1 protein-coding gene is annotated in these 1,057 nt (G+C 70.1%); it reads right to left on the reverse strand.

Annotation, left to right across the window (positions count from 1 at the left end; genetic code table 11):
- Positions 1-851: 851 nt before the first annotated feature.
- Positions 852-1,057: DUF397 domain-containing protein (locus tag ACFW2E_RS47740; RefSeq protein WP_384478646.1), on the reverse strand; the 206-nt coding region annotated here is incomplete at its 5' end.

A 1,057-nucleotide genomic window follows, 5' to 3' on the forward strand; every position in this document is an offset into this window, starting at 1 on the left:
CCCGCCTCGACGGCGACGTCCTTGATGCTCGCCATCGCCGTTTCCACATCCTCTTGGAATCGATTACACTGAGGATTGGAAACGATTACACGAGTGATGACAAGGGGGTGAGAGGTACCCGAGACTCAATCGTGACTCGGCGTGCGGAGGCGTATGCCGAGTACGTCTTCGGGGCCGCCTGCTGTTGGGTGGCCGTGGGGCCGCCCGCTTCTTGGTCAGTGTCGTGCTTCCGCGAGCCGAGTAAAGGGCGCTTCCTGCGGTCGCGTCGCCTTCGGCGATGACCCTTCGGGTCACCCTTGACTCGGCTCGCTCCAGCACGGGTGAGAAGCGTGCGGGCGGCCGGAGGAAGGCGGGTGGCCGGCGTACGTCGGTCCCTTCCGCCGGCTGCGTACGCGCCGGGCGTGCGGGGCGCGTCCGCGTCTCGCCGGCACGCCGCGTGGGTTTAGCGGCGAACGGCGGCTGGGTGGTGGGGGTCTGGGGGTGGTCTGGGAAATGGATGACACTTCGGGGTGAAGTGTCATCCGTTTTTGGAGGGTGGTCCGGGGGGGGGGTGGTTCTGTGGTGCCCGCTCGGGTTGGCCGCTGGGACGGTGTGGCGTGCGGCTACGGCGCTGGGGCGGCGCATGTGACCGGTACCGCCCACCGGGGGTGAGCCGCTGAGCCGAGGCGGCGTGCTGGCGAGGCGCTGGTGCGTTCCGCCGTCGCCGGGTGGGTACGCAGGGGGCGGTTGATCGTGAACCCGGCTCGGCCACCCGTGTTTCCGGGCCGCTCGCTCGCTTCTGACCCGTGGTGGAGCGAGCCGAGTCAAGGGTCGGCCGCAGGCCGATCGCCGAAGGCGACGCGCAGCGCCCTTTACTCGGGTCGCGGAGGCACGACACTGGCAAGGAAGCGGGCGGCCCCGACGGTGCGTACGAACTCCGTCCAGGCCGCCGACCCCACGACGACCACCGGCCCGGCAGCCGCCTTGCTGTCCCGGACCGGCACGACGCCGGGGACTCCGTCGGCGACCTCTGCACAGTTGCCACCGCTGCCCCGCTGTAGCTGGACTTGTGCCAGTC

This window comes from Streptomyces sp. NPDC058964 (genome assembly GCF_042741275.1).
In the GTDB taxonomy this organism is placed as follows: Bacteria; Actinomycetota; Actinomycetes; order Streptomycetales; family Streptomycetaceae; genus Streptomyces.